23 protein-coding genes are annotated in these 26,585 nt (G+C 71.6%); 16 read left to right on the top strand and 7 right to left on the bottom strand.

The annotated features are described in order from the left end of the window. The first annotated feature begins 13 nt into the window (after positions 1–13). The 4 genes from EZ242_RS12970 (at position 14) to EZ242_RS12955 (ending at position 3,480) form a co-directional block, all read left to right on the top strand. A complete protein-coding gene (locus EZ242_RS12970) occupies positions 14–1,069 on the top strand; it encodes an NAD(P)H-dependent flavin oxidoreductase (RefSeq protein ID WP_135285604.1) in 1,056 nt (351 codons plus the stop codon). A gap of 119 nt (positions 1,070–1,188) precedes the next feature. Then, a complete protein-coding gene (locus tag EZ242_RS12965) occupies positions 1,189–1,599 on the top strand; it encodes a DUF2306 domain-containing protein (RefSeq protein ID WP_135285603.1) in 411 nt (136 codons plus the stop codon). A 25-nt stretch (positions 1,600–1,624) separates the two neighbouring features. After that, positions 1,625–2,701 (top strand): sensor histidine kinase, encoded by a 1,077-nt coding sequence (locus tag EZ242_RS12960; RefSeq protein ID WP_135285602.1) that lies wholly within the window; start codon positions 1,625–1,627, stop codon positions 2,699–2,701. Further along, the gene (locus EZ242_RS12955; RefSeq protein ID WP_135285601.1) at positions 2,698–3,480 is read left to right on the top strand and encodes a LytR/AlgR family response regulator transcription factor; all 783 of its coding nucleotides are present in this window, start codon (positions 2,698–2,700) and stop codon (positions 3,478–3,480) included. Before EZ242_RS12960 ends, EZ242_RS12955 begins: the two co-directional genes overlap by 4 nt. 33 nt (positions 3,481–3,513) lie before the next feature. On the opposite strand, the gene EZ242_RS12950 is transcribed toward EZ242_RS12955, so the two are convergent. Further along, positions 3,514–5,001, bottom strand: coding sequence for a hypothetical protein (locus EZ242_RS12950; protein WP_135285600.1), 1,488 nt, complete (start codon positions 4,999–5,001; stop codon positions 3,514–3,516). A gap of 215 nt (positions 5,002–5,216) precedes the next feature. Here EZ242_RS12950 and EZ242_RS12945 point away from each other — a divergent pair, with 215 nt between their 5' ends. After that, positions 5,217–5,876 carry a peroxiredoxin gene (locus tag EZ242_RS12945; protein WP_135285599.1) on the top strand — a complete coding sequence of 220 codons (660 nt, stop codon included), beginning with the start codon at positions 5,217–5,219 and terminating at the stop codon, positions 5,874–5,876. A 279-nt stretch (positions 5,877–6,155) separates the two neighbouring features. Beyond that, positions 6,156–6,656: a sterol desaturase family protein gene (locus EZ242_RS12935; RefSeq protein ID WP_135285597.1), complete on the top strand. Its 501-nt coding sequence runs from the start codon at positions 6,156–6,158 to the stop codon at positions 6,654–6,656. A 9-nt stretch (positions 6,657–6,665) separates the two neighbouring features. On the opposite strand, the gene EZ242_RS12930 is transcribed toward EZ242_RS12935, so the two are convergent. Genes EZ242_RS12930 through EZ242_RS12915 form a run of 4 tightly spaced genes read right to left on the bottom strand, consistent with a single transcriptional unit; the run spans position 6,666 to position 11,728 of the window. Further along, on the bottom strand, positions 6,666–7,718 hold the full coding sequence (locus EZ242_RS12930; protein ID WP_240787076.1) for a phytoene/squalene synthase family protein: 1,053 nt from the start codon (positions 7,716–7,718) through the stop codon (positions 6,666–6,668). Continuing rightward, positions 7,715–9,205, bottom strand: a complete 1,491-nt coding sequence (locus EZ242_RS12925; protein WP_240787075.1) for a phytoene desaturase — start codon at positions 9,203–9,205, stop codon at positions 7,715–7,717. The genes EZ242_RS12930 and EZ242_RS12925 overlap by 4 nt, the downstream gene beginning before the upstream one ends. Continuing rightward, the gene (gene crtY / locus EZ242_RS12920; protein WP_135285596.1) at positions 9,202–10,401 is read right to left on the bottom strand and encodes a lycopene beta-cyclase CrtY; all 1,200 of its coding nucleotides are present in this window, start codon (positions 10,399–10,401) and stop codon (positions 9,202–9,204) included. The genes EZ242_RS12925 and crtY overlap by 4 nt, the downstream gene beginning before the upstream one ends. Before the next feature lies 1 nt (position 10,402). Continuing rightward, complete coding sequence (locus tag EZ242_RS12915) at positions 10,403–11,728, bottom strand: glycosyltransferase (RefSeq protein WP_135285595.1); 1,326 nt, start codon at positions 11,726–11,728, stop codon at positions 10,403–10,405. 152 nt (positions 11,729–11,880) lie between these two features. Here EZ242_RS12915 and EZ242_RS12910 point away from each other — a divergent pair, with 152 nt between their 5' ends. From EZ242_RS12910 to EZ242_RS12895, 4 genes are all read left to right on the top strand, one after another. Continuing rightward, positions 11,881–12,735, top strand: a complete 855-nt coding sequence (locus EZ242_RS12910) for a polyprenyl synthetase family protein (protein WP_240787074.1) — start codon at positions 11,881–11,883, stop codon at positions 12,733–12,735. Positions 12,736–13,074: 339 nt separating this feature from the next. After that, positions 13,075–15,276 carry a catalase/peroxidase HPI gene (gene katG, locus EZ242_RS12905; protein WP_135285594.1) on the top strand — a complete coding sequence of 734 codons (2,202 nt, stop codon included), beginning with the start codon at positions 13,075–13,077 and terminating at the stop codon, positions 15,274–15,276. A gap of 201 nt (positions 15,277–15,477) precedes the next feature. Then, on the top strand, positions 15,478–17,856 hold the full coding sequence (locus tag EZ242_RS12900; protein WP_167784755.1) for a hybrid sensor histidine kinase/response regulator: 2,379 nt from the start codon (positions 15,478–15,480) through the stop codon (positions 17,854–17,856). A 56-nt stretch (positions 17,857–17,912) separates the two neighbouring features. Continuing rightward, a complete protein-coding gene (locus EZ242_RS12895) occupies positions 17,913–18,704 on the top strand; it encodes an HAD family hydrolase (RefSeq protein ID WP_135285592.1) in 792 nt (263 codons plus the stop codon). A 17-nt stretch (positions 18,705–18,721) separates the two neighbouring features. Here the strand turns inward: EZ242_RS12895 and EZ242_RS12890 are convergent, their stop codons facing one another. After that, complete coding sequence (locus EZ242_RS12890; protein WP_135285591.1) at positions 18,722–18,970, bottom strand: SHOCT domain-containing protein; 249 nt, start codon at positions 18,968–18,970, stop codon at positions 18,722–18,724. 146 nt (positions 18,971–19,116) lie between these two features. Here EZ242_RS12890 and EZ242_RS12885 point away from each other — a divergent pair, with 146 nt between their 5' ends. From EZ242_RS12885 to EZ242_RS12875, 3 genes are all read left to right on the top strand, one after another. Next, a complete protein-coding gene (locus EZ242_RS12885; protein ID WP_135285590.1) occupies positions 19,117–21,414 on the top strand; it encodes an AsmA family protein in 2,298 nt (765 codons plus the stop codon). Beyond that, on the top strand, positions 21,411–22,340 hold the full coding sequence (locus tag EZ242_RS12880; protein WP_135285589.1) for a YihY/virulence factor BrkB family protein: 930 nt from the start codon (positions 21,411–21,413) through the stop codon (positions 22,338–22,340). The genes EZ242_RS12885 and EZ242_RS12880 overlap by 4 nt, the downstream gene beginning before the upstream one ends. A gap of 167 nt (positions 22,341–22,507) precedes the next feature. Then, positions 22,508–23,692 (top strand): DUF4382 domain-containing protein, encoded by a 1,185-nt coding sequence (locus tag EZ242_RS12875; RefSeq protein ID WP_135285588.1) that lies wholly within the window; start codon positions 22,508–22,510, stop codon positions 23,690–23,692. 72 nt (positions 23,693–23,764) lie between these two features. Here EZ242_RS12875 and EZ242_RS12870 read toward each other — a convergent pair whose 3' ends face one another. Continuing rightward, entirely contained in the window at positions 23,765–24,025 is a 261-nt protein-coding gene (locus tag EZ242_RS12870) for a hypothetical protein (protein WP_135285587.1), read from the bottom strand. A gap of 100 nt (positions 24,026–24,125) precedes the next feature. Here EZ242_RS12870 and EZ242_RS12865 point away from each other — a divergent pair, with 100 nt between their 5' ends. From EZ242_RS12865 to EZ242_RS22230, 3 genes are all read left to right on the top strand, one after another. Then, on the top strand, positions 24,126–24,920 hold the full coding sequence (locus EZ242_RS12865; protein ID WP_135285586.1) for a phosphodiesterase: 795 nt from the start codon (positions 24,126–24,128) through the stop codon (positions 24,918–24,920). Positions 24,921–25,008: 88 nt separating this feature from the next. Further along, positions 25,009–25,431, top strand: coding sequence for a YciI family protein (locus tag EZ242_RS12860; protein WP_135285585.1), 423 nt, complete (start codon positions 25,009–25,011; stop codon positions 25,429–25,431). A gap of 322 nt (positions 25,432–25,753) precedes the next feature. After that, positions 25,754–26,585 (top strand): hypothetical protein (locus EZ242_RS22230; protein WP_205960647.1); only part of this gene is annotated, 832 nt, incomplete at its 3' end.

Here is a 26,585-nt window from a genome sequence, read left to right as displayed (position 1 = left end):
AGAGCCCCACGCCATGACCACCGACGCCACCCGCACGCTGCTCCAGCTTCTCGGCACCCAGTTGCCGGTCCTCCAGGCGCCCATGGCGGGCGTGCAGGGCAGTGCCCTGGCCATCGCGGTGAGCAATGCCGGTGGGCTGGGCGCCTTGCCCTGCGCCATGCTGGCGCCCGAGGCCATGCGCCGCGAGCTGGAGGCGATCCGGGCCGGCACGCAGCAGCCCTTCAACGTCAACTTCTTCTGCCACGAAACGCCCGCGCCCGATGCCGCGCGCGAGGAGGCCTGGCAAAAGGCCCTGGCGCCGTATTTCGCGGAACTGGGGCTGGACACGCAGGTGCCCGCGGGCGCGGGGCGTCTTCCTTTCGGCCCCGAGGCCGCTGACGTGCTGGAGGCCTTCCGGCCCCCGGTGGTGAGCTTCCACTTCGGCCTGCCCTCACCGCAGCTCCTCGCGCGCGTGCGCGCCTGGGGCGCGCGCGTGCTGTCCTCGGCCACCACGGTGGAGGAGGCGAAGTGGCTGGAGGCGCGGGGCGTGGACGCCATCATTGCCCAGGGCCTGGAGGCGGGTGGCCACCGCGGCATGTTCCTCACGGCCGACCTGAACTCGCAGCTGGGCACCATGGCCTTGGTGCGCCAAGTAGTGCAGGCGGTGTCGGTGCCGGTGATCGCGGCCGGCGGCATCGTCGATGCGCAGGGCGTGGCGGCCGCGCTCGCGCTCGGCGCGGCCGGCGTGCAGGCGGGCACCTGCTTTCTGCTGTGCCCGGAGGCGAGCACCAGCGCGCTGCATCGCGCCGCCCTGGCCAGCGAGGCGGCGCGGGTGACCGCGCTCACCAACGTCTTCACCGGACGGCCGGCGCGCGGCATCGTCAACCGCGTGGTGCGCGAGCTCGGCCCCATGAGCGCCGCGGCCCCGGCCTTTCCGCTGGCGACCGCCCGCATGGGCGTGCTGCGCGCGGCGGCCGAGGCGCGGGGCAGCAGCGACTTTTCTCCGCTGTGGTCCGGCCAGAACGCCAGTGGCTGCAGCGAGCGTCCGGCGGCCGAGGTCACGCGGGCGCTGGCCGCCGGCTGGGCCTGAGCATTCCGCACCGCCCCCACGTCGGTTCGCGCCGTCCGCAGGCCCTTGCGTCGCACGCCGGTGGTCTGCGCGCGCGTCCATGGACACCATGGCTTCCATCCGCAGCGAAGGAGCCCGCCATGGACATGTCTCCCGTCATCGCCGTCCACATGACGGCCGCCCTCACCGCCGTGCTCACCGGCCCCGTCGCGCTGTGGGCGCGGCAGGGCGACCGGTCGCGACCGCGCCTGCACCGCGCCTTCGGCTACGCCTGGGTCACGGTCATGCTCATCACGGCCATTTCCGCCCTGTTCATCCGCGACTTCAGCCTGCCCAACATCGCGGGCTACACGCCCATCCACCTGCTGGTGCCCGTCACCTTCCTGGGGCTCTTCGGTGCGTTCCGGCACCTCGCGCGCGGCAACGTGGCGGCGCACCGGCAGGTCATGCGCGGCCTGTACTACGGCGCCTGCGTGCTCGCCGGCGTGTTCACGCTGCTGCCCGGTCGCTATCTCGGCCAGCTGGTCTGGGGCGGGTTGGGCCTGCTATGAGCGCGCTTTCTAGAATCGACCGGCCATGAAGACGCTCGCCTCGCACGAGATCCCGGCCGCCAGCGCGGGACGCCTGCACTGGCCGGTCAAGCTGCGCCACTTCCTCCTGGTGCTGGTGTTCTGCCTGGGCATCGCGGTGCTGAACGTGGCCTTCTCGCCGGACAAGTCCTTCGTCGTATCGACCACTTATTCGCTGGCCATCGGCCTGGCCACCTGGTCGCTGATCGACTTCGGCCGCCACGCCTTCCCCTCCAGTGCGCAAACCGGCTGGCCGACCGGCCTGCAGGGCGTGCTGCTGGTGGCTGCAGGCGTGGCGCTGGGCTGGGCGGCCGGGGAGTTCGCGGCCTCGCACCTGCTGCAGCTTTTCGGCTGGAGCGAAGGCAGCGCCGCCGGCGCGGGTGCGATGCCGCGCTCGCTCCTCATCTCGGTGGTGGCCGGCGTCGCCGGCAGCTACTACTTCTACAACCGGGGCCGGCGCGAATGGCTGGTGCGCGAGATGGAGCAGGCCCGCCGCCACGCGGCCGAGTCGCGCCTGAAGCTGCTGGAGGCGCAGTTGGAACCGCACATGCTGTTCAACACGCTGGCCAACCTGCGCGCGCTGATCGGCGTGGACCCGCCGCGCGCGCAGCAGATGCTGGACCACATGATCGCCTACCTGCGCGCCACGCTGGAGGCCTCGCGCGCCACGCGCCATCCCCTGTCCGCGGAGTTCGAGCGGCTGCGCGACTACCTCGCCCTCATGCAGGTGCGCATGGGTGCGCGCCTTTCCTACGCGCTGGAGTTGCCGGCCGCGCTCGCCTCGCACCCGATCCCCGCGCTGCTGCTGCAGCCGCTGGTGGAAAACAGCATCCGGCACGGCCTGGAACCCAAGCTGGAGGGCGGACGCATCGAGGTTCGCGCCTGGCGCGAGGGCGACGCGCTGCTGCTGCAGGTGGACGACACCGGCCTGGGCGCGGCCGTCCCTTCGGAGGCAAGCGGCTTCGGCCTCACGCAGGTGCGCGAGCGCCTGGACGCGCTGTATGCAGGCCGGGCCGGCCTTCAGCTGGCGGCCCATCCCGAAGGCGGCATGCGCGCCACGGTGCGACTGCCCTGGCAGCCATGAAGGCCAGCGCCCTCATCGCCGAAGACGAGCCCCTGCTGGCGCAGGCGCTGGCCGACGAACTGCGGCAGGCCTGGCCCGCGCTGCAGGTGCTGGCCACCGTGGGCGACGGCCTGGCCGCGGTGCGCGAGGCCTTGGCCCTGCGGCCCGAGGTGCTGTTCTTCGACATCCGCATGCCAGGGCAGAGCGGCATCGACGCGGCCGTGCAGCTGGCCGACGAATGGCCCGAGGGCCCGCCGTTTCCCGCGCTGGTCTTCGTCACGGCGTATGACCAGTATGCGGTGCAAGCCTTCGAGGCTCAGGCCATCGACTACCTGCTCAAGCCGCCCCAGCCCGAACGTGTGCGCCGGATGGTGGCGCGGGTGCAGGAGCAGCTGGCGCGGCGCGGCGGCGCGGACCTGGACGCGGCCCTCGCGCCGCTGCGCCGGCTGCTCGCGGCGCCGGTTTCGGACCAGCCCACGCTCAAGGTGATCCAGGCCAGCGTGGGCACGACCATCCACATGGTGCCGGTGGACGAGGTGCTGGCTTTCGAGGCCGCCGACAAGTACGTGCGCGTGCTGACGCGGGACCGCGAGTACCTGATCCGCACGCCGCTAAAGGACCTGGCGCCGCAGCTGGATGCGCAGCTGTTCTGGCAGGTGCACCGCGGCACCATCGTGCGCGCCACCGCCATCGAGGCGGTGCATCGCGACGAGGCCGGCAAGCTGCAGCTGGCGCTGCGCGGGCGGCCCGAACGCCTGGCGGTGAGCCGCCTGTACGCGCAGCGCTTCAGGCCGATGTAGCGCCGGGCGCGCGGCCCGGGCTGCGCGGGGCGGTCAGGGCGCGGTCGCCGTGGCGAAGCTGAGGGGGCAGGGCTCGGCCATCACGAAGTTCTGGCGGTTGTTGCCCAGGTCCAGTGCGTCCTTGAGCAGGCCCATGCGCTGGCGCTCGGCGGCGGTGGCGAAGGCCGAGCCCGTGCGGCCCAGCATGGTGTCGGCAGCGTCCATCAGTTCGGCCACGGTGGCAAAGCCGCTCACGTGCGTGGTGGACTGGGCGGCGGGGGCATAGAGGATGGCGGACGCCGACACCTTGTTGGTGATGACGTTGAGCTTCATCGCGGCCAGCTGCGCGGAGAGCATGTAGGCCATGTTCTTGGCGCGGGCGCCCTGGATCCAGGTGCTCAGTTGAGCGGCCGTGGTCGGGTCGAACTTGGAGGCGTCTTCGTTGCGCAGGTTCAGGGCGTGCAGGGCGGCAAGTTCGCTGTCGCCGATCTCCGACTGTCCCTTGTTCATCCAGTAGCCGATGGTCCTGGCGAGCTGGCCGCCGTCGCCGGTGCAGACGTTGCCGAACGTCACCGCGGTCCCGGCCACCGTCGGCGTGACGCCGAGCGTATTCATCTTGTAGGTGCCGGAGACGGCCGTGACGACGATGGGTGTGCTCGTGGAGAAGGGGCCCGCATACACGTTCGTGGCGTACCACTGCGGCTGGTCGGGCATCAGCTCCCAGACGGAGTGCTCCTGCAGCGCCAGGCCGTTGAAGACGGCCTCGGTGCGAGCGGTGGCTTCCATGGTTCCGCGGCTCACGCCCACCAGCCAGCCGCCTTCGGCGCCGGTGAGGTAGACCTCGTCGGCGTTGCGCTGGCCGTCCACGTTCTTGTCGTAGAACTTGCGCACGATGATGGAGCCGGTGGTCGGCTGGGGCGGCAGGGGCGTGTCGCGCTCGGCCACCTTGAAGGTATCGGTCTTGGTGAGGTTCGGGTCGAAGTCGCGGCTCAGGCTGACCCAGAGCTTGTACTCGTTGCCGTTGTTGGGCGTGTCGTCGTAGCCCGCGCGGCTGGAGTCCGAGCCGCGCCTGAGGATGTCCACCAGCACGTAGCAGGTCGTGAACTTGCCGGTGGCGTCGGTCTCGATGGGCCGCTCATTGGGCGAGCCCACGCTGGTGCCCAGCACCACGTTGCCGGACGGGCTGGTCACGCGCACGTAGAACTTCGCCTCGGGCACCAGGCCGGCCGACTTCTCGTTCTGCGGCCCGCCCTGCACGGTGACCTGCGACTTGAGCGCATAAAGGTTCCTGTTGACCGTGTCGCACTGCTCCAGGGTGGAGGTGTAGACCGCTCCCTGCAGGTTGGACGCCTTGCTGGCGGTCGCCCACCAGCCGCTCGTTTCCTCCACCGGCACGCTGGCCGTGCTGCCGGAGCCGCCACCCGCCACGCCGCCGTCCGCGCTTCCGCCACCGCCGCAGGCGGCCAGGATCGACAAGGCCAGGGCCGAGGCGGCGAGCGGCCACGACCGCACGCGCTTGAGCGAAGAAGGATTCGTTTGCATTTGTGACGTCCGGTTACAGCCGGGACGCAATGTAGTCCCCCGCGCGCAGGCCTGCAAGTCACCCGAACGTGTCGTTTTTGAGAACGGTGTGCGTCCAGGCGCCTGGCCTGCTCAGCCGTAACCGTCTTGGCTTGCGTGTGTTGACACCGCCGAAACGGCCGCCGCATCATGTCCGTTTCCCTGCAAAAACCGCCTCTGGCCAGAAGGAGATCCCCATGCTGCGCATCAACGACACCGCCCCCAATTTCCAGGCCGAGACCACCCAGGGCCGCATCGACTTCCACCAGTGGATCGGCGATCAGTGGGCCATCCTGTTTTCGCATCCCAAGGACTTCACGCCGGTGTGCACCACCGAGCTGGGCTACATGGCCCGCATCGAGCCGGAGTTCACCAAGCGCAATGCCAAGCTCATCGGCCTGAGCGTGGACCCGGTGGACAGCCACCAGCGCTGGCTCGGCGACATCGAGGAGACGCAGGGTGCCAAGGTCAACTACCCCATCATCGCGGACCGGGACCTGAACGTCTCCAAGCTCTACAACATGCTCCCGGCCGAGGAGGCCGGCAGCTCCGAGGGGCGCACCGCCGCCACCAACCAGACGGTGCGCTCGGTCTTCGTCGTGGGGCCGGACAAGCGCATCAAGTTGATGCTGGTCTATCCCATGACGACCGGCCGCAACTTCGACGAGATCCTGCGCGTGCTGGACTCCATGCAGATGACGGCCAAGCACAAGGTGGCCACGCCCGCCAACTGGAAGCAGGGCGAGGACGTGATCATCGCGGGCTCGGTGAGCGACGAGGAGGCCAAGACCTTGTTCCCGGACGGCTGGAAGACGGTCAAGCCCTACTTGCGTGTGGTCAAGCAGCCGGGGAAGTGAGTTTGCTCAAACGGCCTGATCCATTGCGAGGACTTCACGTTCATTCCGGGCAAGGGTTCGCGTGGTGGTCTCGCCCAGCTAGCGTTCGCCCTGAGCTTCCATTCACCGCGGCGACGCCCCGGTGAAGCGCATGCCCGATCGAACACCTCCGTTCGCCCGGAGCCTGTCGAAGGGCTCGCGTGGTCGTCTGGCGCTGGGCTTCGACAGGCTCAGCCCGAACGGCTCGGGTGGCGGCGGGGCCGAGGGCCGCCGGGGCCTTGTTCCCGACTGCCTGAAGCCATGACATCGCTGCTCCCTTGGCTTCGTGATGCCGGCGTGGTCCTCGCCGCCGTCGTCGCCATGGAGGCGGTGGCCTGGCTCGCGCACCGCTACGTCATGCACGGATTCGGCTGGCGCTGGCATGCCTCGCACCATGAGCCGCGGGCGGGGCGCTTCGAGCGCAACGACCTGTATGCGCTGGTCTTCGCGGCCATCGCCATCGCGCTCATTGCCGCAGGCCAGACGCCCGAGCGCCGCGTGCTGGCGCTGCTGGGCCTGGGCATGACGATCTATGGCGCTCTCTACCTGCTGGTGCATGACGGCCTCGTGCACCGGCGCCTGTTCTTCCGCTGGCAACCGCGCAGCGGCTATCTCCGGCGCCTGATCGACGCCCACCGCCTGCACCACGCCGTGCGCTCGCGCGAAGGCTGCGTCGCCTTCGGCTTTCTCTGGGCTCCGCGGCCCGAGCGGCTACGGGAAAGCCTGCGCCGCAGCGGGGCGGCGCGGCGCGCAGACAGGTGATCTTGCGATTCAGAACGGCCGCTGGAACAGATGCACCGGCCGCGCCGGCAGCTCGATGGCGCTGGCCGCCAGCGCCACCCCTGCGCCCCGCGCCACGAACCACAGCTTCTCGCCCCGGCTGGTCGCCACGCGCCGCTCCAGCGCGCTCGGGCCCGACCGCTTGAGCTTGCGGCCGATCTCGCGGTAGATGCCGCGCGCCGTGGCGATGGACCAGGCGCAGCGCAGGGGCAACTCGCCGATGCCGGCCAGTGCCGACTGGTAGTACGGCTCGGCGGTCGCGACCAGGCGCGCGACCACGCGGGCCAGCGCCTCGCGGCGACCGGGATCCTGCACCTCGGCCAGCCCGTGCAGGCCTTCCTCGCGCAGCCAGCCGGCCGGCAGGTACAGGCGGCCGTTCGCCGCGTCCTCCAGGACGTCACGCGCGATATTGGTGAGCTGGAAGGCGATGCCCAGGTCGCAGGCCCGGTCCAGCGTGCGCGCGTCCGAGACGCCCATCACCCGCGCCATCATCACGCCCACCACGCCGGCCACGCGCCAGGCGTAGAGCAGGGTGTCGGCGAGGGTGCGGTACTCGGTGCCGCGCGCATCCATCGCGAAGCCGGCCAGCAGTTCCATGGGCAGTTGCGCCGGCAGGCCGTGGCGGCGGACCACCTCGGCCAGCGCCTGGAAGGCGGGGTCGTCTCCCGGCTTGCCCGCGCAGGCGGCGCGGGTCTTGGCCTGGAGTTCGAGGAGGCGGGTTTCGAGGTCGGCAGGGGAGGCCGTTTCGTGACTCGGATCGGTGGCGGGGCCTTGGCGACACGCTTCGACGGGCCTGTCCTGAGCTTTGTCGAAGGGCTCAGGGTGAACGGACCGTTCCTCGTTCGTCGCGTGTCCCAGCACCTGCCCGTCGATCAGGTCGTCGCAGTGGCGGCACCAGGCATAGAGCATCACGGCGCTCTCCCGCGTGCGGGCATCGAAGAGCCGCGCGGCCGCCGCGAAGCTCTGCGAGCCCTGCGCGATGCTGGCGCGGGCATGCTCCAGGGCCACCTGCAAGCGGGCGTGATCCAGCTCCTGCGCGTTCACGGGCTGGCCTCCAGCATGAGCCGCGCCGTGGCCTTGGCCGAGCCCACCACGCCCGGCACCCCCGCGCCCGGGTGCGTGCCCGCGCCGACGATGTAGAGGTTGGGGATGGCGTCGTCCCGGTTGTGCGGCCGGAACCAGGCGCTTTGCGTGAGCACGGGCTCCAGGGAGAAGGCCGAGCCCAGGTGCGCGCCCAGCGTGTCGCGGAAGTCGGCCGGCGTGAAGATGCGCTGCGTGACCAGGTCGCGGCGCAGGCCGGGCATGTAGCGCCGCTCCAGGTAGTCCAGGATGCGGCCGGCCAGGCGCGGACCTTCCACCGACCAGTCCAGCGGCACCTGCCCCAGGTGCGGCACCGGCGCGAGCACGTAGTGGCTGGAGCAGCCGGGCGGCGCGAGCGAGGGGTCCGTGACGCAGGGCGCGTGCAGGTACAGCGAGAAGTCCTCGGCCAGTTCCTTGCCATGGAAGATGTCGTCGATGAGCGCCCGGTACCGCGGCCCGAAGCACACCGTGTGGTGCGCCAGCTGCGGCTGCGGCCGCGCCAGGCCGAAGTGCACCACCAGCAGCGACATGGAAAAGCGCTTGGACTTCAGCCGCCGCGCCTCGCGCGCGCCTTCGGGCACGTGGCCCAGCAGGCGATCGTAGGTGTGCACCACGTCGGCGTTGGAGGCCACCTGGTCGAAGGCCAGGCACTCGCCCTGCACGCGCAGCGCACGGGCCTGCCCGCCCTCCACCTCGATGCGGTCCACCGGCGCGTCCAGCCGCAGCGTGCCGCCCAGGTCCTGGAACAGGCGCACCAGCGCCTGCACCAGCGCGCCGGTGCCGCCGCGCGGGAACCACACGCCCCATTCGCGCTCCAGGGCGTGGATGAGGGCGTAGATGGCCGACGTCTCGAAGGGATTGCCGCCCACCAGCAGCGAGTGGAAGGAAAAGGCCTGGCGCAGGTGCTCGTCGCGGATGAAGCGCGCCACCACGTCGTGCACGCTGCGCCATGCGCCCAGGCGCGCCAGCTGCGGGCCGGCCTGCACCATGCTGCGAAAGTTCAGGAAGGGCACGCTTCCCAGGCGCAGGTAGCCGTGCTCGAACACCGCGCGCGAGTAGGCGAGGAAGTCGCGGTAGCCCTGAACGTCGCGCGGCTCGCGCGTGGCGATCTGCGCGTCCAGCGTCGCCTGGTCGTTGGCGTAGTCGAAGTGCGATCCGTCCTCCCAGCACAGGCGGTAGAAGGGCGAAACCTGCAGCAGCTCCACGTAGTCGGACAGGCGCCGGCCCGAGAGCTGGAACAGCTCCTCCAGCGCCGTGGGGTCGGTGATGACCGTGGGCCCGGCATCGAAGGTGAAGCCCTGGTCATGCCAGACGTAGGCCCGCCCGCCCGGCTTGTCGCGGGCCTCGAACAGGGTGGTCTGCACCCCCGCCGACTGCAGGCGGATCGCCAGCGCCAGCCCGCCGAAGCCGGCGCCGATGACGGCGGCGGTGCGAAGGGGCAGGGCGCTCACGTGGGCACCTCGCGGCGGGCATCGTCCTGCGCACCGGCCTGGCCCCAGGCGGCGCGCCAGGCGGCGGCCAGGGGCACGGGCGGCTTGCCGACCAGCACGCGCAGCCGGTCCGCCGGGGTGCTGCGGCCGGCATAGAAGCGCTCGATCAGTCCTTCGGGCAGGCCATAGAAGCGCTGCATCACGCGCCAGCGGTCCTGCGGCCGGGCGGCCTGGAACAGCATGCGGCCGAGGAGGCGGTAGAAGCCCTGCGACCGCCAGCGCTGCAGCGCATGCGCGCGAAGCGCTTCGAAGAGCGCAGGCGCCGCGAGATCCGGCAGGGCGGCGACGACCTCGGCCAGGCGCACGGCCTCGGGCAGGGAATAGCCCGTGGTGGGGTGGAACAGGGCCGCGGCGAGCCCGGCCCGGGGCACGCCCGCGGCCTCGCGCCACAGGGCCTGCATGTCGCCGTCCAGGGCGATGGGCAGCACGCCCTGCTCCTCGCGCCGCACGGTGTCCACCTGCCAGCCCTGGGCGGCCGCGTAGTCGGCCACGCGTCGCCGCAGCTGTGCCGCGTCGAGCGTTTCGCCGTCGGCATAGCAGGTGTCCTCCACCAGCACGGTGCAGGGGTCCAGCGGCAGGCAGTAGATGAAGCGGAAGCCGTCGTGCTGGTCCACGGTGGCGTCCATCAGGCGCGGCACGGGCAGGCCATGGGGCCGCGCGAGCGTGAGCACCTGGCCCAGGAACTTCTGGAAGCCCAGGCGCAGGTGGTGCGTCGGCGGCAGGCCGCGCGCGTCGATGACGCCGCGCGCGCGCAGCAGCTCGCCGCTGGCCAGGCGCACGCTGGTGGGCGTGAGTTCGACGACCTGCGCACGCGGGCGCACCGAATCCCCCAGGGCCTGCGTGAGCACGCGGTGGAAGTGCTCGGAGGCGATGGACGCGTAGCCGCCGCCCAGGCGCCGGCGCAGGCCCGGGAAGCGCACCTCGTGGCCGGGCCAGCGCCAGCCCACCAGCGGTGCCATCCAGCGCTGCTGCGCGCGCGTGAGGTCGGCGTCGTGGAAGGACCAGGTGTGATTGCCGCCCAGGGTGCACCCGGCTTCGAGCACCCGCACGCGCAGCGCGGGGCGCAGCTGCGCGAGGCGCCAGGCGATCAGGCCGTTGGCCAGGCCGCCACCGACCAGGAGGAGGTCGGCGTCCGGTGGCGTTTCCAGGCGGGCCATCTCAGTCCAGCACGGTCGCGAGACCGGCGGGGCGTGCCGCCGTCGGCGAGTCGGGTGAAACCACCATGGCCTCGATCAGGTCCGCTGCACGAGGCGCGCCGCCGGCCTCGGGGATCCCGCGTCCCAGCGCCAGCGCGCGCTCGGCAAAACCGGCTTCCTCCAGCAGGCGCCGCAGGCCCCGGCGGATGCGGCCGGTGGTGGCCAGGCGCGGGTGCATCTGCAGCCCCGCGCCGTGCCAGGCCACCCGCGCGGCCGTGCCGGGCTGGTCGAAGGCCAGGGGCAGCGCCAGCATGGGCGTGCCGGCGGCCAGGCAGTCCATCACCGTGTTGATGCCCGCGTGCGTGACCGCAAGCTGGGCGTGCGCGAGCATGGCCGGCTGGGGCACGAAGTCGGTCACCCAGTCGGCGCCGGCGCGCTGGAGTTCGTGCGCCTGCGCCGCGTCCAGCAGCCCGCAGTGCGCGATCACCAGCTGCATTCCCTCCGCGCGGCAGGCCCGCGCGATGCGGCGGAAGAGGGCCAGCCGCCCGCCCTGCATGGTGCCCAGCGAAGCGAACACCAGCGGGGCCTCGGGCCGGCGCCGCCAGTGCGCGGGCCAGGGCACCTCCCTCGAGCCTTCGTCCGGCCGGCGCCAGGGGCCGGTGTAGTGCAGCTCGCGCGGCGCCGCCTGCAGCGGGAACTCGATGCCGCGCGTCATCTGGCTCAGTTGCAGGCGCGGCGACAGCAGCTCGTCCAGCCGGCGCAGCCGCCCCAGGCCGAAGCCGCGCGCCTGGTGCTCGATCTCGTCGTACAGCGGCGCCATGAGGCGGTCGTACACGCGCTCGCTCTCGTCGAGCACGCGCCTGCGCCAGTCCTGCGCATCGGGCGCGGGCCGCCAGGGCATCACCGCCAGCGGCAGGCCCGGCTCGCGGTTCAGGGGCATGGCGCAGGACAGCGACGCATAGGGCAGGCCCAGCCCGCGCGCCACCAGCGCACCGGCGGCTTCCATGGGGTCGGCCAGCACGGCCTCGGCGCCGAGGCTGCGCAGCGCCCCGGACAGCTCGCGGCACAGCATGCGCGTGCCCGCGGCCATGTCCTGGATGACGCGGCGCAGGCCCCAGGGCGAGCCGGGCGCGGCGGCGCGTGCCATCAGCCCGCCCAGGCTGCCCGGCGGGTGGCTGGACGCGCCCAGCGCGACGAACCCGATGCGCGGATCGCGCAGGGCCTGGCGTGCATCGGCCTGCTGGAGCCAGCTCAGGCGATGCCCGCGCGAGACCAGGTGGCTGGCCACCGATTCGAGCGCCCGCACATGGCTGGGAAAGGGCGGCGCGATGATGGCAAAGTGGGTCAAGGGCGGCTGCCTCCGCCGCGGATTCTCAAGTGGGCGCGATGTAGGACGGCACCGCTTCCGTGTGACACCCGCCTCATGAGGGCTCCGGCCCGGCTAGGCTCCGGCGCGTGAATGCAGCCCTTCGTCCGACGGCCGATCCGCACCTGGCTCCCGTGACGCCCCCGAGGGTCGCGGATGGCGACGCAGGGCTGCAGCCGCTGCTGGGCCGCATCGAGGCGCGCCTGTCGCAGCTGCTTCCTCCCCCCCGCGAGGGCGACCCCGTCGGCGCGGCCATGCGGGTCGCGGTGCTCGGGCCGGCCAAGCGGCTGCGGCCGCTGCTCACGCTGCTGGCGGGCGAGGCCCTGGGTAGTGAGTCGCCGGCGCTGCTGGAGGCCGCCTGCGCGGTCGAGTTCATTCATTGCGCCTCGCTGGTGCTGGACGACCTGCCCTGCATGGACGACGCCGCGCTGCGCCGGGGCCAGCCGGCGCTGCACCGGCTGGTGGGCGAGGACGTGGCCTTGCTCGCGACCGTCGGCCTGATGGCGCTGGCCTCGCAGGTGCTTGCCCGGGCGCCGGGGCTGGATGCGCTGCGCTGCTGCCGGCTGGTGGAGGTGCTCAACGCCGCCGTGGGTCCCGCAGGACTGGTGCAGGGCCAGTACCGCGACCTGCGCCTGGGCGCCACCGGCTGCGAGGCCGGTGACGAGCTCAACGAACTCAAGACGGGCGTGCTCTTCGCCGCCGCGCTGGAGATGGCCGCCGTCGTCGCCGGACGCGAGGACCAGGTGCCGGCCCTGCGGCAGGCGGCGCTTGCGCTCGGCCGGGCCTTCCAGTTGCGCGACGACCTGGACGACGCCGCTGCCGTCGGCGCGCGCGCCGAGGTGACCCTCGTGTCCCTGCTGGGGCACGCACAGGCCCAGGCCATGCTCGGGCGCAGCGTGGAGCGGGCGCGCACGCAGCTGTGCGAGGCCCTGCCCGCGCCGGACCGCATGGCCGCGCTGATGACGGCGTACTTCGGCGTCGCAAGCTGAAAAGCTGAGCCAGCAGCTCAGTCACGCGGCCGACACGGGGCGTGCGTCCAATGGCTTCGCACATCGAGCCAAGCCCCATGGACGACAACCCTTTTGCGCTCCTGTTTTTCTGCGGCCTGCTTCTGGCCGGACTCCTGGCCGAACTCTTCGACGGCTGGGACTAGAGGCGCAGGGCGGCCGCTTCGATTCCGCCTATTCCCCCCATCCGAAAGGCCAATCGCGGCGCCGCGCGTTGGCGCCTAAGCTGGCGGTCCTGGGCTGTCGAAACCCAGGCAGGTGCAGCCACGTTCGCCGCGGCGAACGCGTTTGCCAGAGTCACAAGAGATGAAGGAGAACCCCATGAGCGCCGAAACTGAACTCAAGTGCCCCGTCGCGCACGACGTCAAGCCCCGGCACACCCGCACCAATGCCCATTGGTGGCCCGACCAGCTCAACCTCACGGTGCTGCACCAGCATCGCAACCTGGGCGACCCGATGCTGGAGGACTTCGACTACAAGAAGGAATTCCAGTCGCTGGACCTGGAGGCGGTCAGGGCCGACCTGTTCGCGCTCATGACCGACTCGCAGGACTGGTGGCCCGCCGACTATGGCCACTACGGCCCCTTCTTCATCCGCATGGCCTGGCACTCCGCCGGCACCTACCGCATCTTCGACGGCCGCGGTGGCGCGCGCTCGGGCGAGCAGCGCTTCGCGCCCCTGAACAGCTGGCCGGACAACGGCAACCTGGACAAGGCGCGGCGCCTGCTGTGGCCCATCAAGCAGAAGTACGGCCGCAAGCTCTCCTGGGCCGACCTCATGATCCTGGCCGGCAACGCCGCGCTGGAGTCCATGGGCTTCAAGACCTTCGGCTTCGGCGGCGGACGCCAGGACGTCTGGGAGCCGCTGCCCATCGACTGGGGCCCCGAATCCACCTGGCTGGGCGACGAGCGCTACAGCGGCGAGCGTGAACTCGCCAAGCCGCTGGCGGCCGTGCAGATGGGCCTCATCTACGTCAACCCCGAAGGCCCCAACGGCAAGCCCGACCCGGTGGGCTCCGCGCGCGACATCCGCGACACCTTCGGCCGCATGGCCATGGACGACTACGAGACCGTGGCCCTGGTCGCCGGCGGCCACACCTTCGGCAAGTGCCACGGCGCCGGTCCCGCGCACCACGTGGGCGAATCACCCGAGGGCTCCAACATCGAGGAGCTGGGCCTGGGCTGGAAGAGCGCCTACGAAAGCGGCATCGGCGCGCACACCATCACCAGCGGCCTGGAAGGCGCCTGGACGCCCACGCCCACGAAGTGGGACATGAGCTACCTGGAGACCTTGTTCAAGTTCGACTGGGAGCTGACCCAGAGCCCGGCCGGCGCGCACCAGTGGAAGCCCAAGGGCGACGAGGGCCGCAACGTGCCCGACGCGCACATCCCCGGCAAGTTCCACCAGCCCATGATGACCACGGCCGACCTGGCCCTGCGCTTCGATCCGGCCTACGAGAAGATCGCGCGCCACTTCCTGGCCACCCCCGAGGAGTTCGCCGACGCCTTCGCCCGCGCCTGGTTCAAGCTCACGCACCGCGACATGGGTCCGAAGATCCGCTACCTCGGCCCCTGGGTGCCGAAGGAAGACCTGCTGTGGCAGGACCCGATCCCGCCGGTGGACCACCCGCTGGTGAACGACGCCGACGTCGAGTCCCTCAAGCAGAAGGTGATGGCCTCGGGCCTGACCGTCCCGCAGCTGGTCAAGGCCGCCTGGGCCTCGGCCTCCAGTTTCCGCGGCAGCGACATGCGCGGCGGCGCCAACGGCGCGCGCGTGCGCCTGGCGCCGCAGAAGGACTTCGAGGCCAACGACCCGGCCGAACTCGCCAAGGTGCTGTCCACCCTGGAAGGCGTGCAGAAGGACTTCAACGCCTCCGCGGGCGGCGGCAAGAAGGTGTCCCTGGCCGACCTGATCGTGCTGGCCGGCGGCGCGGCCATCGAGGCGGCGGCGAAGAAGGCGGGCCACACGGTCAAGGTGCCCTTCACGCCCGGCCGCACCGACGCCCCGCTCGAGCAGACCGACGTCAACGCCTTCGAGGTGCTGGAGCCGGCCGTGGACGGTTTTCGCAACTACATCCGCAAGGGCGCCGAGGGCAATGTGGCCAATGCCGTCATCGACAAGGCCAACCTCCTCATGCTCACCGCGCCGGAGATGACGGCGCTGGTCGGCGGCATGCGGGCGCTGGGGGCCACCAGCGGCAACGTGCCGCACGGCGTCTTCACCACCCGGCCCGGCACGCTCACGCCGGACTTCTTCGTCAACCTGCTGGACATGCGCACGGCCTGGAAGAAGTCCGAGCAGACGCCGGGCCTTTTCGAGGGCACGGACCGCAAGAGCGGTGAGCGGCGCTGGACGGCCACGCTGGCCGACCTGATCTTCGGCTCCAACGCGCAGCTGCGCGCGCTGTCGGAGGTGTACGCGGCCAAGGACGGCGAGGCGCACTTCGTGCAGGACTTCGTGAAGGCCTGGACCAAGGTCATGGAGCTGGACCGCTTCGACCTGCGCTACCCGAAGGCGGCCTGAGGCGCCGGGCGCAAGGCGGTCGCTCCGAGCCCGGCGGGGGCGGGGCGACCGCGACTTTTGGCACGCCCATTGCTTTCCAGCCGGGCCTGGCGCGTGCCGGCGCGCAAATTGCCGAGTTGTCCCTATGATGCGCAGGCCCTGCGCCGTGTGGAACCGCACGCCGTCGCCCCGGGCCCCCGGTTCCAGCGAAGCATGTCGTCCATGAAGTCCCCCGTCCCCTCGCGCTTCTTCGGCGCGCGTGGTTCCCTCGCGGCCGCGTGGGAAGCGCAGTGCTGGTCCGAGCACCCCCTGGGCCCTCCCGCGCAATGGCCGCCCATTCTCACCAGCCTGCTGCGGTCCATGAACCGCTCGCGCGGCCCCATGTTCGTGTGCTGGGGTGAGCAGGCGCATCTCCTCTACAACGAGCACTACGCCACCGTCCTGGCCGACAAGCATCCCGCGGCCTTCGGCCGTCCTTTGCGGGAGGTCTGGTCCGAGATCGGAACCCAGTTGGACGCCATGCTCGCGCGCGTGTTCGCGGGCGAGGGCCTGTATGGCGAGAACGTGCCCTTCCGCCTGCATCGCGACGGACGCGACGAGCCGGCGTATTTCACCTTCACCTGGAACCCCGTGCTGGACGAGGACGACCAGGTGCTGGGGTTTTCCTGCCCCTCGTTCGAGACCACCTCCGCCGTGCAGGCCGAGCAGGCGCGGGCGGCCGAAGCCAATCGGCTCATGCTCCTGTTCCAGCAGGCGCCCGGCTTCGTCGCCGTGCTGGAAGGCCCCGAGCACGTGTTCCGCCATGCCAACCAGGCCTACCTGGATTTCGTCGGCCGCAGCCACATCGTGGGCAAGCCGGTGCGCGAGGTCGCCCCCGAGGCCATCGCGCAAGGGTACGGGCAGGTGCTGGACGACGTGCTGCGCACCGGGGTGCCCTTCGTCGGCCACAGCGCCCCGGTGCGCTTGCGCCGCGACGAACACGGCGAGACCGAGGAGCTGTCGGTCAACTTCATCTTCCAGCCCATCCGCGGCGACGACGGCCGGATCGACGGCATCCTGATCCAGGGCTACGACGTCACGGCGGAGGTGCACGGCCAGTCGGCCCTGCGCGAGAGCGAGGCGAAGTTCCGCGCCATCGCCGACGCCATTCCGCAGATGGTCTGGACCACGCGGTCGGACGGTTGGGTCGAGTACTTCAACCGTCAGTGGTACGCCTTCACCGGCGCGTGCGAGGGGGACAGCGAGGGCCACGGCTGGCAGCAGGTGCTGCACTCGCAGGACCTGGCGCGCACCATCGATGCCTGGCGGCACTCGCTGGCCACCGGGACACCCTACGAAATCGAATACCGCCTGCGCAACCGGCACGGTGAGTACCGCTGGATGCTCGGGCGGGCCCTGCCGGTGCGCGACGACGCGGGCGCCATCGTGCGCTGGATGGGCACCTGCACCGAGATCGAGGACCAGGTGCGCTCGCGCGAGAGCCTGCGCGAGGACGACCGCCGCAAGGACGAGTTCCTCGCCATGCTGGCGCATGAGCTGCGCAACCCGCTGGCGCCGATCACCTCGGCGGTCGCCATGCTGCGGCGCGCGGCCGGCGACGCGCAGCGCGTGCGCTCGCTCACCGACATCGTCGAGCGGCAGGCCTCGCACATGCGCGGCCTGGTCGATGACCTGCTGGACGTCTCGCGCGTCACGCGCGGCGTGGTCACGCTGCGCCAGGAGGAGGTGGACCTGCGCGAGGTGCTGGCCGAGGCCCTGGAGCAGGCCCGGCCGCTGGTGGACGGCCGGGGGCACACCGTGGCCAAGGCCTTCGAGGCCGACCCGCTGCCGGCCTTTGCCGACCGCAAGCGGCTGGTGCAGGTCTTCGCCAACCTCATCAACAATGCCGCGCGCTACACGCCGGCGGGCGGCCGGATCCGCATCGCGGCGAAGGCGCGGCCCGGCGACACCGTGATCGTTGTCGAAGACAACGGCCAGGGCATGCGGCCCGAGCTGATCGAGCGCGTGTTCGAGCTTTTCGTGCAGGGCGAGCGCCGGGCGGACCGGCGCGAGGGCGGCCTGGGCATCGGCCTGGCCTTGGTGCGCAGCATGGTGGAACTGCACGGCGGCCGGGTCGCGGCCGACAGTGCCGGGCCGGGGCAGGGCAGCCGTTTCGAGGTGGTGCTGCCCGCGCTGGTGTCTCCGGCACCCCTCGCGGACACGCCGGAAACCGCCGGACCGGCGGCCAGTCCGGCGGGCGCGCGCGTGCTCATCGTGGACGACAACGAGGATGCGGCCACCGTGCTGGGGCTGCTGCTGGAAGACCTGGGACACGAGGTGATGGTGGAGCACACCGCCGGTCGCGGCCTCGCGACCGCGCGCACCTTCCTGCCGCAGGTCTGCCTGCTGGACATCGGCCTGCCGGATGCCGACGGCCGCGAACTCGGCGCCCGCCTGCGCGGCTTGCCCGGCATGGAGCGCGTGATCCTGGCCGCGGTGAGCGGCTACGGACAGCCCAAGGACGTGGCGGCGACCGCCGCGGCCGGCATGGTCCATTTCGTCAAGCCGCTGGACCCGGAGGTGCTGGCCCGCTGGCTGGACGAAGTGGCGCCGGCTTCCTAGTTCCTCCGGGTTCCCGGCCGACACCGCTGGGCGCCGGGACTGCCTAGACTGGCCGGATGTCGCTCGCCCTCGATCGCATCCAGGCCCTGTGCTTCGACGTGGACGGCACCATTGCCGACACCGACGACCACCTCGTCACCCAGGTCGCCAGGCTCCTCTACGCCGTGCCGCTCATGAGCGGGCGCCGTGCGGAGCGGCTGGCCCGGCAGTTGGTGATGGGGGCGGCCTTGCCCGTGAACAAGGCCTACGGCTGGCTGGACCGGCTGCATCTGGATGGTCCTTTCCATCGGCTGCGCGCCAGGGCCGCGCGGGCGCGGCAGGCCAGCCCCGGGCCGGCCCACGCGCCCACCGCGCAGGCCGCCGACGAAGTGCCGCACGAGATGGTCGCGGGGGTGCAGGAGATGATCGAATGCCTGGCCGCGCGCTACCCCATGTGCGCCATTTCCACCGGGACGGTGCCGCGCATCGAGCGCTTCCTGACGCACTACGGTGTGCGTCGGCACTTCAGCGCCGTGATCGGCGCCCAGACCACGCGCCGCCTCAAGCCGCACCCCGAGCCGCTGCTCCATGCGGCCGAGGTCATGGGCGTCGCGCCCTCGGCCTGCCTCATGATCGGCGACACGCGCGTGGACATCGACACCGGGGTCGCGGCGGGCGCGCAGACGGTGGGCGTCCTCTGCGGCTTCGGCCGCGAGGAGGAACTTCGCGAAGCCGGTGCCGACCTCATCCTGCCCACCACCTCGGACCTGCTGGCCGTGCTCTTGCCGTCGCGCGATGCGCTGGGCAAGTCGGCCGTGCCGCATGCGACGCTTCCGCCCGCCGGCCTCGGCGCGATGCAGCGGTCGTGAACGCACCGCGCCTGGCTTCAGCTCCGCAGGACGCGCAGCCGCTCCTCGTACTCGCGCTGGTCGATCTCGCCGCGTGCGAAGCGTTCGCGCAGGACGTCCTCCGCGGATGCCCGACGGGGCTGATCGCCGCCGCGCGAGCCGGTGTCCCGCAGGATCCACCGCAGCAGCAGCGCGCCGGCGCCGACCAGCACCAGCCACCACAGCAGATGCATCACGGCGAAGCCGATACCCCAGCCGGCGCCGCCGGTGTCCCATCCCCACATCATTCGAATGCTCCAGTGCCTGATTTCATCGTTTTGTCTCCTGCGTGTGTGACAGCGTTGGCGCCGACCTTAACCGTGCCGGGCGAAAAGGGCTTGACGACAATCAAGGCCGCGGCCGGACGGGCCGCGTTCGCTCCCGAGGAACAGCCATGAAACCCGTCAAGCTGATCGGCGTCGTCCTGTTGGTCGTGCTGTCCTTGCTGGTGCTCGCCGCAGCGCTGATCGCCTGGCGCTTCGACGAGGCCTGGGCGAAGGACAAGCTCGTGCAGGCCGTCCAGCAGAAGACCCAGCGCACGCTCACGATCGACGGCGACCTGTCGCTGGCCTTCTTTCCCTCGCTCGGAATCGAGCTGAACAAGGCCAGCCTCAGCGAGCGCAACGCGCCCCAGGAGTTCGCCAGCATCGAGCGGGCGCGCGTGTCGGTGCGCCTGTGGCCCCTGCTGTCGCGCCAGGTGGCCGTGGACCGTCTCGAACTCGACGGCGTGCGCGCGCGGATCGTGCGTGATGCGGGCGGCAGCTTCAACTTCGACGACCTGCTCACGAGCCAGCCGCAGCCCGCTGCCGCGGCGTCTGCGGACACCGCCGGCGAAGCGCCGGTCGAGGTGGACATCGCCGGCCTGCGCATCACGCGCTCGTCGGCCTCGTTCCAGGACCGGCAGAGCGGCCAGTCGCTGCAGCTGAGCGAGGTGGAAGTGCGGACCGACCGGCTCGGCCAGGCGGGCAGTGGCGCCCTGCGCGTGGGGTTCAAGGCCCGGGGCGAGCAGCCGCGCCTGGATGCCGGCGTCCAGCTCGACGGCCGCTACCGCTACGAGCTGCCGAAGCAGCAGTTCGCGCTCGACCAGCTCGCCCTCACGCTGCGCGGCGACGTGCTGGACTTCAGCCAGCTCGACGCCTCGCTCAAGGCCGCGCATGTCGCGTATGGCGGCGCGCAGGGCAGCGTGGAAGCCAGGGACCTGGTCCTGGCGCTGAAGGGGCGGCAAGGCCAGGACGCCATCGAGGCGCGTGCCAGCCTGCCGCAGCTGGCCTGGGCGCAGGGCCGTGCCAGCGGGCCGCAGGCGAGCGCCGGCCTGAAGCTCGCGGGCGCCCAGCGCCAGCTCGATGCGAACCTGACCCTTTCGGCCCTGCAGGGCGTGGCGGCGAAATGGTCGGCGGACAAGCTCGCGGCGCAGTGGACGCTGCGGCAGGGGCCGCTCGCCACCAGCGGCACCATCGCCGGTGGGGTGCAGGCCGACCTGGCGCAGAAGGTCCTCGCGCTGCCCGGCCTGGCCGGCGAGGTGCAGGTCGCCCATCCCAGCCTGCCGATGAAGGAGGTCAAGCTGCCGCTGCAGGCGTCGCTGCGCGCCGACTGGGGCCGCTCGCAGGCCTCCGGCCAGCTGGCCACGCGGCTGGACGACAGCGCGCTGCAGGGCAAGTTCAGCGTCAGCCGCTTTTCGCCCCTGGCGCTCGGCTTCGACCTCGCCGTCGATCGCCTGAACGTGGACCGCTACCTGCCGCAACAGGCCGCCGCGCCGGCCCAGGCCCCTTTTTCGCCGCCGCCGGGAGCGAAGGCGCCCCCGGCGGGCGCGGACACCGCCGCCATCGACCTGTCCTTCCTGCGGGGCTTCGACCTCGCGGGCACCCTGCGCATCGGCGCCCTGCAGGCCCGCCAGCTGAAGTTCGACAAGGTGGCGGCCACCCTGGCCGTGAAGAACGGACGGCTGGACGCGGACCCGGTCTCGGCCGAGCTCTACCAAGGCAAGCTCGCCGCGGCGCTCAGCGCGCAGGCCGAGGGCAATCGCGTCGCGCTGCGGCAGACGCTGGACGGGATCGCCGTCGGTCCGCTGCTGCGCGACGCCGCGGGCAAGGACGTGCTCGAAGGCCGCGGCCGCCTGGTGCTGGATGTGCGCAGCGCCGGCGGCACGGCGGATGCGATGCTGCGGGCGCTGGACGGCAGCGCGAGCCTCGCGCTGCGCGACGGCGCCATCAAGGGCATCAACCTGGCCAAGGCGCTGCGGCAGGCGAGGGCGGCGCTGCGCGGCGAGTCCCGCGACGCGGCCTTCGCGGCCGACCGGGCCGAGAAGACCGACTTCTCCGAGCTCACGGCCTCGTTCCGCATCCAGGACGGCGTCGCGCGCAACGACGACCTCGATGCCAAGTCGCCCTTCCTGCGGGTCACGGGCGCCGGCACGCTCGACCTGCCGCGCGAGCGCATCGATTACCTGGCCAAGGCCACCGTGGTCGCGAGCTCCAGGGGCCAGGATGGACGCGAACTCGATGAGCTGCGCGGCCTGACCATCCCGGTGCGGCTCACGGGCCCATTCGACGATCCGTCGTACCGGCTCGAGCTCGGCGCCCTGGCCGGCGAGCTGGCCAAGCAGCAGGTGCGCAAGCGCGTCGAGGAGCAACTGGACAAGCAGCTCGGCGGCAGCAAGGGGCTCGGTGACCTGCTCAGGGGGCTGCGCCGATGACGGCCGGCGTGCCGCGGGCCAACGCCGTGTCGCTGAAGCGCCTGAAAGAGGCGGTGCGGCGGATCGCCTCCGGCGTGCTCGCCACGCCGGGCCTGGGCGTGCTGCTGCAGGCCGTGCGCAACTACGTCATGCACCAGAGCGCCAACCAGGCCGGCAGCCTCGCGTTCTCGTGGGTGCTGGCCGTGTTCCCGCTGCTGATCCTGCTGTCCGCCTCGGCCGCCTACATTGGCAATCCCGGCGACGCGGCGGCGCTGGTGGAACGCGTCATCGGCTATTCGCCGCTGCTGGTGCAGGAGGCGCTGCGGCCCGTCATCCAGCAGGTGCTGGCGCAGCGCAACCAGGCCTTGCTGGCCATCGGCATCGTCATCACGCTGTGGACCGGTTCCTCGGGGCTGCAGGCCATCCGCACCGCGCTGAACCGGGCCTATGGCATCCAGCGCGGCATGTCCTTCTGGAAGGCGCGCCTGAAGGTCACGATCTTCACGATCATCACGGGGACGGCCGTGCTCGTCGCGTTCAGTTCGGTGGTGATCGTTCCCTACATCCGCATGTGGGTGGAGGCGACGGCCGAGTCGCCGCAGGACCGGCTGTGGCTGCACTTCGGCGTGCGCTACGCCAGTGCGTTCTTCGTGCTCACGGCCGTGTACGCGGTGCTCTATGGCTGGCTGCCCGACGTGCGCCAACGGCTCTACACCGTGTTGCCCGGCGCCGTGGTCGGGGCGACCTTGTGGGTGGGCGCGGCGGCCACGCTCTCCTACACCCTGCGCACCGCCGGCAAGCTGGCCCTGCTCTACGGCGGCTTCGCGGGCGTGGTGGCCACGCTGGTGTTCCTCTACATCAGCGCCTCGACCCTGATCTACGGGGCCGAGGTCAACGGCGTGCTGCGCGAGCGGGGCAACCGGTCGGGGTCGTCGCCCGGTGAGTGAGGCCGCCGCGGGGCACCCACCCCGGCCTAGGTAAATGCCGACGTCCTGCAACGAGACGTCAACTGCGCAGCGCCGCGGATGCCTCCTGAGTCACTTCTTACGTTCGGAGACAGCCGCGCGGATCGCAACAGCTGAGCATCGCGGCTCCCCCAAAACGAGGAGAAGAGATGCATACGAAAGTCAGACCGCTGTTCCCCGTCGCCGCCCTGGGCGCGACCTTGCTCGTCACCGCCTGCGGCGGCGGTGGGGGCGGCGAGGCGCAAGGCACGGTGCGCATGGCCCTGACGGACGCACCGGCGTGCGGCTACGACCATGTGTACGTCACCGTGGAGAAGGTCCGCCTGCACAAATCCGACGAGGCCGCGGAGTCCGAGGGGGGATGGGAGGAGATCGTCCTGGCCACGCCCAAGCGGCTGGACCTGCTGGAACTGACCAACGGCACGCTCGAGGAGCTCGGCCAGACCGAGGTGCCGTCCGGCAGCTATCGCCAGGTCCGCCTGGTGCTGGCCGAGAACCAGGCCGGCGCGCCGCTGGCCAATGCGGTCCAGCCCACCGGCGGTGCGCTGGTGCCGCTGCGCACGCCCAGCGCCCAGCAGAGCGGCCTGAAGCTCAAGACCCGCATCGACGTCGAGCCCGCGGGCCTTGCCGACCTGGTGCTGGACTTCGACGCCTGCCGCTCCGTCGTGAAGGCCGGGAACTCGGGCGCCTACAACCTCAAGCCCGTGCTGTCGCTGGCCCAGCGGGTCCAGACCGGCATCCAGGGCTACGTCTCGACCACCATGACCCTGGGCAGCACGCTGGTCTCCGCCCAGCAGAACGGCGTGGTCGTCCGCTCCTCGGCCCCCGACGCCACCGGCCGCTTCGTGCTGCCCTTCCTCGGCGCGGGCAACTACGACGTCGTGATCACCTCCGCCGGCCGCGCCACGGCGGTGCTCACCAGCGTGCCGGTGTCCACCGCCACCACCACCCTCAACGGCACGGCCACCGCCTTCCTGCCGCCGACCTCGGCCATGCGCCAGGTCAGCGGCACGGCCCGCACCGGCACCGTCACGCCGACCACGGTCACCACCGCCGACGTGCGAGCCACCCAGCCACTGACGGGAGGCCCGGTGATCCAGGTGGCGGCGACCCCCGTCGATGCGACGGACGGGACCTACCGCTTCGACCTGCCCGCGGCCGCGCCGGTGAAGGCGAGCTACACGCTCGGCGGCACGCCCGTGTTCGCGGCCGATGTGCCGGTGGCCGGCAAGTACACGGTGCAAGCGTCCGCGCCCGGCTTCACGACGGGCGTGACGCAGGCCGCCGACGTCTCGACGGCCAACGCAGTGGTCGACCTGCAGTTCGGCCCCTGAGGCACCGCGTCCCGGCGCACGGCGACACGCCGGCGCCGGGGCGGCGGTGGCGCGAAGCGCCATCGGCACCGCTCAGAGGATGCGCCACTTCACCACCAGGTAGACCAGCAGGAAGACCAGCAGCACGATCAGCGGGAGGACGAAGCGGGTGACCTGCGCCTGGCGCGAGACGGCCACCCGCTGCAGCTCGATGCTCTCTTCCACGCTCCTGTTCGACCGTTCGAGCTGGCGCTGCGCGATCTGCAGGTGCTCCTGCTGCAGGGCGAGCGCCTGGCGCTGGTTGTCCTCGATGCGCGACAGCAGCTCGATCATTCGCAGTTCGGGTTCGGTCATGGCAGGCAAGCGGCAGAGCGTGGGCCGATGAGCTTAACGCGGACATCGCGCCGGGCCGACAATCCGTCGACCACAGCGCCCGCCGCACCGCCGTCCGCCCATGCTCGTCCAACTGACCGACCTCCACATCTGCGAGCCGGGGCAACTGGCCTGCGGACGCATCGACACCGCCGCCTTCCTGCGCACGGCCGTCGCCTCCGTGCTGCGCCTGAGGCAGCGGCCCCGGGCCGTCGTCATCACCGGCGACCTGGTCGAATCGGGGCGGGCGGCCGAGTACGCGCACCTGGCCGAGCTGCTCGCCCCGCTGGACCTGCCCCTCTACCTGCTTCCCGGCAACCACGACGAGCGCGGGCAGCTGCGGCGCAGCTTTCCCGGGCATGCGTGGCTGCACGAGGGCGGCGAGTTCATCCAGTACGCCGTGGACGTGGGTGGCCTGCGACTGATCGCGCTGGACACCAGCGAGCCGGGCGCCTCGCACGGCCGGCTGGACGCGCCGCGCCTGACGTGGCTGGAACGCCAGCTGCAGGCCTGCCGGGACCGGCCGGTGGTGATCGCCATGCACCACCCGCCGTTCACGACGCTCATCGGCCACATGGACGACATCGGCCTGCTGCAGGGCGCGGGCGAGCTGGAGGCGCTCGTGGCGCGCCATGCCAACGTGGAGCGGGTGATCTGCGGCCACCTGCACCGGGCCATCGACGTGCGCTTCGGCGGCACGATCGCCTGCACGACGCCATCGCCTGCGCACCAGATCACGCTGGACCTGGACCCGCGCGCGCCGGCGCAGTGGATGTTCGAGCCGCCCGGCTTGCGCGTGCTGGCGCAGGATGGGCGCGGACGGGTGGTCTCGCACGTCGCGGCCTCGGGCGAATTCGAGGGGCCGTATCCGTTCTGAAGCCGAGTGTCGAATCCGGGGGGCCTCGCTCGTCGAGCACGTGAAGCACCCGGCTTCCATCCCCATCCATCACACCAAGGAGTACTCCGTGCGTTTCATGATCCTGGTCAAGGCCACTGCCGACAGCGAAGCGGGCCGCATGCCCACCGAAGAACAGTTTGCCGAAATGGGCCGCTTCAATGAGGAGCTGGTCAAGGCCGGCGTGATGGAGGCCGGCGAGGGGCTGCATCCCAGCTCGCGCGGCGCCCGGGTGCGCTTCTCGGGCCCGCAGCGCGAGGTGGTGGACGGTCCGTTCGCGCCGGCCGGCGAGCTGGTCGCGGGCTTCTGGATCTGGAACTGCGCCTCGCTGCAGGAGGCGGTCGAGTGGGTCAGGCGCTGCCCCAACCCGATGCCGGGCGACTCGGAGATCGAGGTCCGCCAGATCTTCGCCGCGGAAGACTTCGGCGAGTCCTTCACGCCCGAGCTGCGCGAGCAGGAAGAGCAGTTGCGCGCACGGATGGCAGGGCAGTGAAGGTGGATGGGCCCGAATTCGCGGCAAAGTCGATCTTTTTCCACCTCTTCCGGGTAGCGCAATCGTAAGAACCGTGTGCGCATACCGCTGAGGCAGGCGCCCGGGCGCAGAGCGCGTCCAGCAGTGGCGGTGGCGGTGTTGCGCACCGCCCAGGCGGCTTCTTCGCCGCCACGCCCGTCGCCGCCAGTCGCGGCGCTGGCGCTGGCCCTGTTACGCCGTGTGTCGATTCGGATTAGCTCGTCGTTATGAAATGCAGGGATCGTGTCGTGCGCGCCAGGTCCCTGCCGGGACGCGCTCGAACGCACCGGTCCAGGGAGGTTTCATGAGCGCTTCTTTTCGGCTGAGTCGATGGCATTACGCCGGCCTGTCGGGCCTGTTCGCGCTGAGCGCGTGCGGCGGCGGCGGAGGCGACGAGGAGGGCGGCGGGCCGGTCGGCGTGGCCCCCCGCGTGGTCGCCGAGGGACTCTGGCGCGGCCTGGCCACCGATGGTTCCACGCTGACCCTGGCCGTGCTGGAGAACGGCAGGACCTGGGGCTTCTACAACCGGGACAACAGCCTGCAACGCGCCATCCAGGGGCAGGTCGCGAGCGCATCCAGTGCCAGCTTCAACTTCGCGGGAACCAGCTACAGCCTGCAGGACGGATCCATCGCGCCCGTGCGCCTGAGCGGCACGGTGGCCGAGCGGGCTTCGATCCTGGCCGATTCGTCGGCCGGCCCGTCGGTGCTGCTGTCGTACCGCCCGGACTACGAGCAGCCCGCCTCGCTGCAGCAACTGGCGGGCACGTACATCTTCGCCGAGGACTTCACCGCCACCGTCAACAGCGAAGGTGGCCTGAACCTCACCGGCCTGAACTGCACCGCCGTCGGCACCCTGCTGCCGCGGCCCAGTGGGCGCAACGTCTTCGACCTGTCCGCCGTCGTGGCGGGCGCTGCCTGCCCGATCGCGCCCGGAACCCGCCTGGGCGGCGTGGGCCTGCTCGACACCACGGTCGTGCCGAACCAGCTGCTGTTCCTGGCCGTCTCGGCCAGCGGCAATGACTGGCTGGCCGGGAACGGCGACAAGGAGCAAGTCGCCGGTACGCCGCCGCCGCCGCCGCCGCCGCCGCCGCCGCCGCCGCCACCGCCGCCGCCACCGCCACCGCCACCGCCACCGC

The organism is Ramlibacter rhizophilus (assembly GCF_004681965.1).
Classification (GTDB): domain Bacteria; phylum Pseudomonadota; class Gammaproteobacteria; order Burkholderiales; family Burkholderiaceae_C; genus Ramlibacter; species Ramlibacter rhizophilus.
The sequence above is the reverse complement of the archived record's forward strand: the minus strand, read 5'-3'. Positions and strand labels throughout refer to the sequence as shown.

Bases quoted from the DNA above. Each gene is read 5' to 3' on its own strand.
- EZ242_RS12970 (WP_135285604.1), top strand. From the start codon at position 14: ATGACCACCGACGCCACCCGCACGCTGCTCCAGCTTCTCGGCACCCAG.
- EZ242_RS12965 (WP_135285603.1), top strand. From the start codon at position 1,189: ATGGACATGTCTCCCGTCATCGCCGTCCACATGACGGCCGCCCTCACC.
- EZ242_RS12960 (WP_135285602.1), top strand. From the start codon at position 1,625: ATGAAGACGCTCGCCTCGCACGAGATCCCGGCCGCCAGCGCGGGACGC.
- EZ242_RS12955 (WP_135285601.1), top strand. From the start codon at position 2,698: ATGAAGGCCAGCGCCCTCATCGCCGAAGACGAGCCCCTGCTGGCGCAG.
- EZ242_RS12950 (WP_135285600.1), bottom strand. From the start codon at position 5,001: ATGCAAACGAATCCTTCTTCGCTCAAGCGCGTGCGGTCGTGGCCGCTC.
- EZ242_RS12945 (WP_135285599.1), top strand. From the start codon at position 5,217: ATGCTGCGCATCAACGACACCGCCCCCAATTTCCAGGCCGAGACCACC.
- EZ242_RS12935 (WP_135285597.1), top strand. From the start codon at position 6,156: ATGACATCGCTGCTCCCTTGGCTTCGTGATGCCGGCGTGGTCCTCGCC.
- crtY (WP_135285596.1), bottom strand. From the start codon at position 10,401: ATGGCCCGCCTGGAAACGCCACCGGACGCCGACCTCCTCCTGGTCGGT.
- katG (WP_135285594.1), top strand. From the start codon at position 13,075: ATGAGCGCCGAAACTGAACTCAAGTGCCCCGTCGCGCACGACGTCAAG.
- EZ242_RS12900 (WP_167784755.1), top strand. From the start codon at position 15,478: ATGAAGTCCCCCGTCCCCTCGCGCTTCTTCGGCGCGCGTGGTTCCCTC.
- EZ242_RS12895 (WP_135285592.1), top strand. From the start codon at position 17,913: ATGTCGCTCGCCCTCGATCGCATCCAGGCCCTGTGCTTCGACGTGGAC.
- EZ242_RS12890 (WP_135285591.1), bottom strand. From the start codon at position 18,970: ATGATGTGGGGATGGGACACCGGCGGCGCCGGCTGGGGTATCGGCTTC.
- EZ242_RS12885 (WP_135285590.1), top strand. From the start codon at position 19,117: ATGAAACCCGTCAAGCTGATCGGCGTCGTCCTGTTGGTCGTGCTGTCC.
- EZ242_RS12880 (WP_135285589.1), top strand. From the start codon at position 21,411: ATGACGGCCGGCGTGCCGCGGGCCAACGCCGTGTCGCTGAAGCGCCTG.
- EZ242_RS12875 (WP_135285588.1), top strand. From the start codon at position 22,508: ATGCATACGAAAGTCAGACCGCTGTTCCCCGTCGCCGCCCTGGGCGCG.
- EZ242_RS12870 (WP_135285587.1), bottom strand. From the start codon at position 24,025: ATGACCGAACCCGAACTGCGAATGATCGAGCTGCTGTCGCGCATCGAG.
- EZ242_RS12865 (WP_135285586.1), top strand. From the start codon at position 24,126: ATGCTCGTCCAACTGACCGACCTCCACATCTGCGAGCCGGGGCAACTG.